Origin of the sequence: Rhodanobacter sp. Root179 (assembly GCF_001428465.1) — a bacterium.
In the GTDB taxonomy this organism is placed as follows: domain Bacteria; phylum Pseudomonadota; class Gammaproteobacteria; order Xanthomonadales; family Rhodanobacteraceae; genus Rhodanobacter.
On the sequence record NZ_LMHR01000088.1, the window covers coordinates 459,341 to 466,368 of the forward strand.

The window sequence follows — 7,028 nt, forward strand, 5'->3', positions numbered from 1 at the left end:
CGAGATATCCACAACGATGAATCAACGCAAATACTTCGGCACCGATGGCATTCGTGGCCTGGTCGGACAATGGCCGATCAGCGCCGACTTCATGCTGCAGCTGGGCCGCGCCGTCGGCAGCGTGCTGGCGCGTGAGCGGAAGGATCGTCCCAAGGTGCTGATCGGCAAGGACACCCGCATCTCGGGCTACATGTTCGAATCGGCGCTGGAAGCCGGACTGGTGGCGGCTGGTGCCGACGTGGGCCTGCTCGGTCCGATGCCGACACCGGCGGTGGCCTATCTGACCCGCTCGATGCGTGCCCAGGCCGGCATCGTGATCAGCGCCTCGCACAACCCGCACCACGACAACGGCATCAAGTTCTTTTCGGCCAATGGCGAGAAGCTGTCCGACGAAGTCGAGCTGGCGATCGAGCAGGAAGTCGATGCGGCGTTCGTCACGGTGGCCTCCGAGCGGCTCGGCAAGGCCCGCCGCATCGACGACGCGGTGTCCCGCTACGCCGAATACTGCAAGACCACGGTGGCGGAGGACTTCAGCCTGCACGGGCTGAAACTGGTGCTCGACTGTGCCCACGGCGCGACCTACCAGGTGGCGCCCAAGGTGTTCGCCGAACTGGGCGCCGAGGTGATCGCCATCGGCGACAAGCCGGACGGCTTCAACATCAATCGTGATGTCGGTTCGACCCATCCGCAGGCCTTGCAGCAGGCGGTGCTGGCTCATGGCGCCGATCTCGGCATCGCCTTCGATGGCGACGGCGACCGGGTGCAGCTGGTCGACCGCCACGGCGCACTCGCCGATGGCGACGACATCCTCTACGTGCTGGCGCGCAGCTGGCACGCGCATGGTGCGCTGAACGGCCCGGTGGTCGGCACCCTGATGAGCAACTACGGCCTGCAGCTGGCGCTGGCAGAACTCGACGTGCCGCTGATTCGGGCCAACGTCGGCGATCGCTACGTGATGCAGCAGTTGCGCCAGCACGAAGGCGTGCTTGGCGGCGAGACCTCGGGCCACATCCTGTGCCTGGATCGTGCCACCACCGGCGACGGCATCGTCGCCGCACTGGCCGTGCTGGAAGCGCTGGCGCGTTCGGGCGAGGACTTCGCCGTGGCGCGGCAGGGGCTGCAGAAAATGCCCCAGGTGATGCTGAACGTGCGCGCCGTGGGTGCCCGTCGTTCGCTCGCCAGCGACGAGGTCAAGCAGGCTCTGGCCGAAGTGGAGCGGGTGCTGCACGGCCGCGGCCGCGTGGTGCTGCGCGCCTCGGGCACCGAGCCGCTGGTGCGGGTCACCGTGGAAGGCGCCGACGCAGCGGAAGTGCAACAGCTGGCAGAGAAGCTCGCGGCAACGGTAAAATCCGCAGCCGAACGCTCGTGAACCTGTAGCAGCACCGGGTCGCCATGGATTGGCCCGACGTGCCCCGCCCCTGCGGTGGCGGATCATCCGACCGCACGCCCAACCTGGTGACTACAGCCATGAAGAATGTTCCAACCCTCGACATCCGCCGTTACGACACGGAGCGCGATGCCTTCGTCGCCGAGCTCGGCGCGGCCTATCGCGAATTCGGTTTCTGCTGCATCAGCGGCCACGGCATTCCGCGCGAACTGATCGACGGCTCGTACGACGTGTTCCAGCGCTTCTTCGCGTTGCCCACCGAAACCAAGATGAAGTACCACCTCGCCGGCAGCGGCGGCGCGCGCGGCTACACGCCGTTCAAGGTGGAGACGGCCAAGGACAGCCAGTACGCCGACTTGAAGGAGTTCTGGCATGTCGGCCGCGAGATTCCGCGCGACTCGAAATTCGCCGACGTGATGCCGCCCAACGTGTGGCCCAGCGAAGTGCCGGACTTCAAGCAGTACGGCTATGGCCTGTACGAGGCGCTGGACCAGCTGGGCACGCGCGTGTTGCGTGCGCTGGCCCTGCACATCGGCGAGGCGGAAAACTTCTTCGAGGACAAGACCGACGTCGGCAACTCGATCCTGCGGCCGATCCACTATCCACCGATCACCCAGGACAACATTCCCAACGTGCGCGCCGGTGCGCACGAGGACATCAACTTCATCACCCTGCTGGTCGGCGCCAGCGCCGAGGGCCTGGAAGTGCTGAGCCACGGCGAGTGGCTGCCGATCACCACCGAGGGCGACGCGATCGTGGTGAACATCGGCGACATGCTGCAGCGCCTGAGCAACCACGTGTATCCGTCGACCTCGCACCGGGTGGTCAACCCGCAGAACGAGAACGCGCGCAAGCCGCGTTATTCGGTGCCGTTCTTCCTGCACCCGAACCCGGACGTGGTGCTGGACCCGCTGGACTCCTGCATCACGCCGGACAACCCGCGCCGCTACGACACCTCCATCACCTCGCACGAATACCTGCTGCAGCGGCTGCGCGAGATCAAGCTGATCTGATCAGCTTGTTTCCTCCCGCGCGCGAACGCGTGCCCCCGGTTTCCTTCCCCCGCCCGCGGGGGAAGGTGGCCGCAGGCCGGATGGGGGTGCTGCTCCTCACGCCATCCAGAAGAACACCGCCGTCATCCGCTTGGCCGCCAGCTCCTGCCCCCAGTACGCACTCGCGCTGTGGATCAGATTGGCCTTGTAGACCAGCAGCCGGTTGCAGCGATGATCCACCCGCACGTCCTCGACAAAGGCGTTCGGCTGGACGAAGCGATTGCCCAGGGCCTCGGCCAGATTCCGATGCGGCGGCATCACGATGTTCCCGCCCAGCTGGCCCCCGGGCATGCGCTGGCGAAAGAAGCTCGTGCCGCAGTGTGCCGGCACGTCGGGATTCAGATAGAGCACCGCCGCGTAGCGGCACAGATTCGTCGAGTCGGTGTGCGGCTTGACCGAGCCCTCGACCGAGCCGACCACCTGCACGCAGTTGTGGTTGAGCCGCAGGCCGGCCTCGGTCTGCTCGACCCAGAGTTTCTTCGCTCCGGTCAGCTCGCATACCCGCTTGTCCAGCGCGGCCAGTTCGTCGTCCAGCAAGGCGGGAATCGCCCGCATTCCCGGCCATACCTCGCCGGTGTACGGATAGCCCATTTCCCAATCGGTCTTGGCCAGGCAGCGCGCGCGCACCTCGTCGGCATTCGGCAGCACGTCGTCGACCACCCAGTAATCGCGGCCTTCGACGGGCTTGCGGTAGGGCAACGGTCGCATCTGGGTGGGAAGCAGTGACATGGTGAGAAGCCGATGGCGAGCGTGGGCTCAACAATAAGGGACGGAGCGGAGCGTGCCTGCGTATCGGTCTACACCTGGGTATTCCGGTAACGCTTCGACTCCCGTGCCGAGAGCCACATGGCCAGTCGATCCGGCATCAGCTGGACGACCCGCTTGATCGTGCGGTTTACCCGACCGGGGATGTACACGGCATCACCGCGCTCGACGGCAGCGATGCCCTGGCGCACCACTTCCCCGGCGGTGAGCCACATGAAGCCGGGCAGCTTGTTCATCTTGTCGCGGGTGCCGGTGACGTCGTGGAATTCGGACCAGGTGAAGCCGGGGCACAAGGCGCTGACGTGCACGCCGGCAGCCTGGTTCTCCAGGCAAAGCGATTGCGAGAACTTGATGAGATAGGCCTTGCTGGCCGCGTACAAGGTGTGTCCCGCCGGACCCGGAACATGGCCGGCCAGGGAGGCGACGTTGATGATGCGGCCGTGGCCGCGCTCGCGCATGCCGGGCAGCACCCGCCAGGCCAGTTCGGTGGGTGCAGTCATCAGCACCTGAAGAAAGTCGGCGTGGGTCTTCCAGTCGTTGGCAACGAAGGTGCCCGGCACGCCGTAGCCGGCATTGTTGATCAGCCAGTTCACCTGCAGGCCGCGTTGCTCCAGCCCTTCGCACAACCGCTGTGGCGTCGATGGATCGGTAAGGTCGAAGGGCAGCACGGTGATGTCGACGGCGTGGGCTGCGCGCAGTTCGACGGCGAGCGCTTCCATCCGTTCGGTGCGGCGGGCGGTGAGCACCAGGTCGTGACCCAGGGCCGCGAGCTGGCGGGCGAACTCGGCGCCAATGCCGGAAGAAGCGCCGGTGATCAGGCTGAGCGGGCGACGGGTCATCGTGCGTGGTTCCTGCGGAGGGATCGTCATTCTTGACTGCACGGGTCGGGCGACGCCAGTGGCAGGTGTGTTTGCCGTTCCTCCGACCCCTCGGTAAGCTTGCGGTTTGATCGCAGCAGAAGCAGACCATGCGCAAGAAATTCGTCGCCGGCAACTGGAAGATGCATGGCAGTCGCTCGATGGCCAAGGCTCTCGTGGCGGACATCGCCGCCGACATGCCGGGCGATATCGATGTCGCCGTGTTTCCGCCGTTCCCGTACGTGGCCGAGCTGGCCACGCAGCAGGCCGACTCCGGCTTGCGGGTGGGTGCGCAGGACGTCAGCGCACACGAGGGGCAGGGCGCGTATACCGGCGAAGTGTCGGCCGCGATGCTGTCCGACATCGGCGCGCGATGGGTACTGGTCGGCCATTCGGAACGTCGCCAGTACCACCATGAAAGCGACGAGCTGGTGGCGCAGAAATTTGCCGCGGCCCGTGCCGGCGGCCTGACCCCGATCCTCTGCGTGGGTGAAACGCTGGAACAGCGCGAAGCGGGCGAGACCGAAGCGGTGATCGCACGCCAGCTGCATGCGGTGCTCGCGCTCAATGGCGTGGCCAGTTTCGACACCGCGGTCATCGCCTATGAACCGGTCTGGGCGATCGGCACCGGCCGGACCGCGAGCCCGGAGCAGGCGCAGCAGGTGCACGCCTTCATCCGTAGCCAACTGGAAAAAGAAGATGTTATGATTGCCCGTCTGACCCGACTGCTTTACGGCGGCAGCGTCAAGGCGGCCAACGCCGCTGAATTGTTCGCGCAGGCGGACGTGGATGGGGGTCTGATCGGTGGGGCCTCCCTGACTGCATCCGACTTCCTTGGAATCTGCGCCGCGGCGCATCAGGCGTCACAGGCTCAATAGAAACCTTATGTTCGTCATTTTCAGCGTGTTCTACATTCTGATCGCAGCGGCGATGATCGTGCTGATCCTGCTGCAGAACGGAGCGGGCGCCGACGCCGGTTCCGGTTTCGGCGGCGGTGCCTCGGCCACGGTTTTCGGCGCGCGCGGTTCGTCCACGTTCCTGACCCGTGCCACGGGCGTGCTTGCAGGTCTGTTCTTCCTGCTCAGCCTGGCCATGGGCGTGTATCTGAATGACAACGGCGCACCCAAGGCCAAGGCACAGGATCTTGGCGTGATGTCGTCGCTGTCCGAGCAGCCGGCAGCCACCAACGCGGCCCCGGCCAAGCCTGCCGCGGGCTCGGAAGTCCCGGCAGCCGTACCTGCTTCAACCAGCAACGCCGTACCGGCATCTCCGCCGGCGGCAACCCCCGCTCCGACCCAGGGTCAGGGCGAGGTGCCGGCAGCCACCGAGCCGCCGGTCAAGCACTAAGCAACACACCTGCCCAGGTGGCGGAACTGGTAGACGCACTACCTTGAGGTGGTAGCGACGCAAGTCGTAGGGGTTCGAGTCCCCTCTTGGGCACCATTACACCGTTTCAGGACGTCCCATAGAGTCCGAAAAACACAACGAAACCCGCTACTTGGCGGGTTTTTTTGTGCCTGAGCGTCCGATAGCGTCCTATACAGACCCATTGCATCCTGCGAGTAACGTGAGTAACTTTGTGAGTAACAAGGCCGAACGGCCGGTTACTCACGGCGGGGTTACTCACATGCTTACCGAGATCAAGCTGCGCTCCCTGCGCCCGCGCGGCGCGCTGTACCGGGTGGCCGACGGCAATGGGCTGGCGGTCGAGGTGCCGATCTCCGGGGCGCTGCGCTGGCGCTACCGCTACCGGTTCGACGGCAAGGCCAAGATGCTGAGCCTGGGCACCTACCCGAGCGTGACGCTGGCGCAAGCCCGGCTGAGCCGCGACGCGGCCCGGGCACAAGTCGCCCAAGGCGTCGACCCCAGTGCCGAACGGCTGGCCAGCAAGGAGGCGAGGGTGGAAGCCGCGGCTCCCGTTCAGACCTTCCGCCTGGTGGGCGAGCAGTGGATGGCGCGGCAGGACGTGGCCGAGATCACCGCGGCGAAGTCCCGCTGGGTCCTGGAATCGTTCCTGTACCCGGATCTCGGCAGCCGGCCGATCGGCGAGATCACCTCGCGCGAGCTGCTGGACACCCTGCGCAAGGTCGAGGCCACCGGCAAGCTGGAAACCGCCAAGCGGGCCAAGGTCAAGGCGGGACAGGTGTTCCGGTACGCCATCCTTGAAGGAATCACCGACAACGACCCGACCAGCAGCCTGCGCGGCGCACTGAAGTCACCCAAGGTGAAGCACCATGCCGCCCTCGTCGACCCGGCCAAGGTCGGCGAGCTGCTGCGCGCGATCGACGGCTTCACCGGCCAGTACGTCACCCTCTGCGCCTTGAAGCTGGCCCCGTTGCTGTTCGTGCGGCCGGGCGAGCTGCGACAGGCCGAATGGGTCGAGTTCGATCTGGACGAAGCGATGTGGCGCATCCCCGGCGCGCGCATGAAGATGAAAGCCGCGCACCTGGTGCCGCTGTCTACTCAGGCGGTGACGATTCTGCGCGAGCTGCAGACCTTCACTGGCGATGGCCGCTACGTGTTCCCGGGCCTGCGCACCGCGAGCCGCCCCATGAGCGAGAACACCATCAACGCCGCGCTGCGTCGGCTGGGTTACTCCGGCGAGGAAATGACCGGTCACGGCTTCCGCGGCATGGCAGCGACGCGGCTCAACGAAATGGGCTGGAAGCCGGACGCGATCGAGCGCCAGCTGGCCCATGCCGAATCGAACAAAGTGCGCGAGGCCTACACGCACGCGGCGCAGTACCTGGACGAGCGCACCCGCATGATGCAGGCGTGGGCGGATTATCTGGATGGATTGAAGGCAGGCGGCAAGGTCGTCGCCATCAACCGCAAGGCTGGCTGAGTTGCACGTAATGCGACGCCGGCAGACAGAATCGGGCCTAGCCCGGTAAGCGGCGCGACCGGGTGTTAGAGGCACCCGGCCACGCCTTCCACAACCGTTCAACTGGAGAACGATCATGGCAA

At 65.9% G+C, this 7,028-nt stretch carries 7 protein-coding genes and 1 tRNA gene; 6 read left to right on the forward strand and 2 right to left on the reverse strand.

What is annotated here, in order from left to right:
- Positions 1–16 precede the first annotated feature (16 nt).
- Positions 17–1,369, forward strand: coding sequence for a phosphoglucosamine mutase (gene glmM, locus ASD82_RS17180; protein ID WP_056719101.1), 1,353 nt, complete (start codon positions 17–19; stop codon positions 1,367–1,369).
- A 98-nt stretch (positions 1,370–1,467) separates the two neighbouring features.
- Positions 1,468–2,400: a 2-oxoglutarate and iron-dependent oxygenase domain-containing protein gene (locus ASD82_RS17185; protein WP_056719103.1), complete on the forward strand. Its 933-nt coding sequence runs from the start codon at positions 1,468–1,470 to the stop codon at positions 2,398–2,400.
- A 96-nt stretch (positions 2,401–2,496) separates the two neighbouring features.
- Here ASD82_RS17185 and ASD82_RS17190 read toward each other — a convergent pair whose 3' ends face one another.
- Entirely contained in the window at positions 2,497–3,168 is a 672-nt protein-coding gene (locus ASD82_RS17190; protein WP_056719105.1) for a DUF6445 family protein, read from the reverse strand.
- 68 nt (positions 3,169–3,236) lie between these two features.
- Positions 3,237–4,043: an SDR family oxidoreductase gene (locus tag ASD82_RS17195; protein ID WP_056719107.1), complete on the reverse strand. Its 807-nt coding sequence runs from the start codon at positions 4,041–4,043 to the stop codon at positions 3,237–3,239.
- A gap of 128 nt (positions 4,044–4,171) precedes the next feature.
- Between ASD82_RS17195 and tpiA the strand changes: the two genes are divergently transcribed.
- The 4 genes from tpiA (at position 4,172) to ASD82_RS17215 (ending at position 6,906) form a co-directional block, all read left to right on the forward strand.
- Positions 4,172–4,939: a triose-phosphate isomerase gene (gene tpiA / locus ASD82_RS17200; RefSeq protein WP_056719109.1), complete on the forward strand. Its 768-nt coding sequence runs from the start codon at positions 4,172–4,174 to the stop codon at positions 4,937–4,939.
- Positions 4,940–4,946: 7 nt separating this feature from the next.
- Positions 4,947–5,408, forward strand: a complete 462-nt coding sequence (secG, locus tag ASD82_RS17205; protein ID WP_056719115.1) for a preprotein translocase subunit SecG — start codon at positions 4,947–4,949, stop codon at positions 5,406–5,408.
- A gap of 11 nt (positions 5,409–5,419) precedes the next feature.
- A tRNA-Leu gene (locus ASD82_RS17210) sits at positions 5,420–5,504 on the forward strand.
- 184 nt (positions 5,505–5,688) lie between these two features.
- Positions 5,689–6,906, forward strand: coding sequence for a tyrosine-type recombinase/integrase (locus tag ASD82_RS17215; RefSeq protein ID WP_056719116.1), 1,218 nt, complete (start codon positions 5,689–5,691; stop codon positions 6,904–6,906).
- Positions 6,907–7,028: the final 122 nt, after the last annotated feature.

Excerpts from the sequence above, each read along its gene's own strand:
- ASD82_RS17185 (WP_056719103.1), top strand. The coding sequence starts at position 1,468 with ATGAAGAATGTTCCAACCCTCGACATCCGCCGTTACGACACGGAGCGC.
- tpiA (WP_056719109.1), top strand. The coding sequence starts at position 4,172 with ATGCGCAAGAAATTCGTCGCCGGCAACTGGAAGATGCATGGCAGTCGC.
- glmM (WP_056719101.1), top strand. The coding sequence starts at position 17 with ATGAATCAACGCAAATACTTCGGCACCGATGGCATTCGTGGCCTGGTC.
- ASD82_RS17215 (WP_056719116.1), top strand. The coding sequence starts at position 5,689 with ATGCTTACCGAGATCAAGCTGCGCTCCCTGCGCCCGCGCGGCGCGCTG.
- ASD82_RS17195 (WP_056719107.1), bottom strand. The coding sequence starts at position 4,043 with ATGACCCGTCGCCCGCTCAGCCTGATCACCGGCGCTTCTTCCGGCATT.
- secG (WP_056719115.1), top strand. The coding sequence starts at position 4,947 with ATGTTCGTCATTTTCAGCGTGTTCTACATTCTGATCGCAGCGGCGATG.
- ASD82_RS17190 (WP_056719105.1), bottom strand. The coding sequence starts at position 3,168 with ATGTCACTGCTTCCCACCCAGATGCGACCGTTGCCCTACCGCAAGCCC.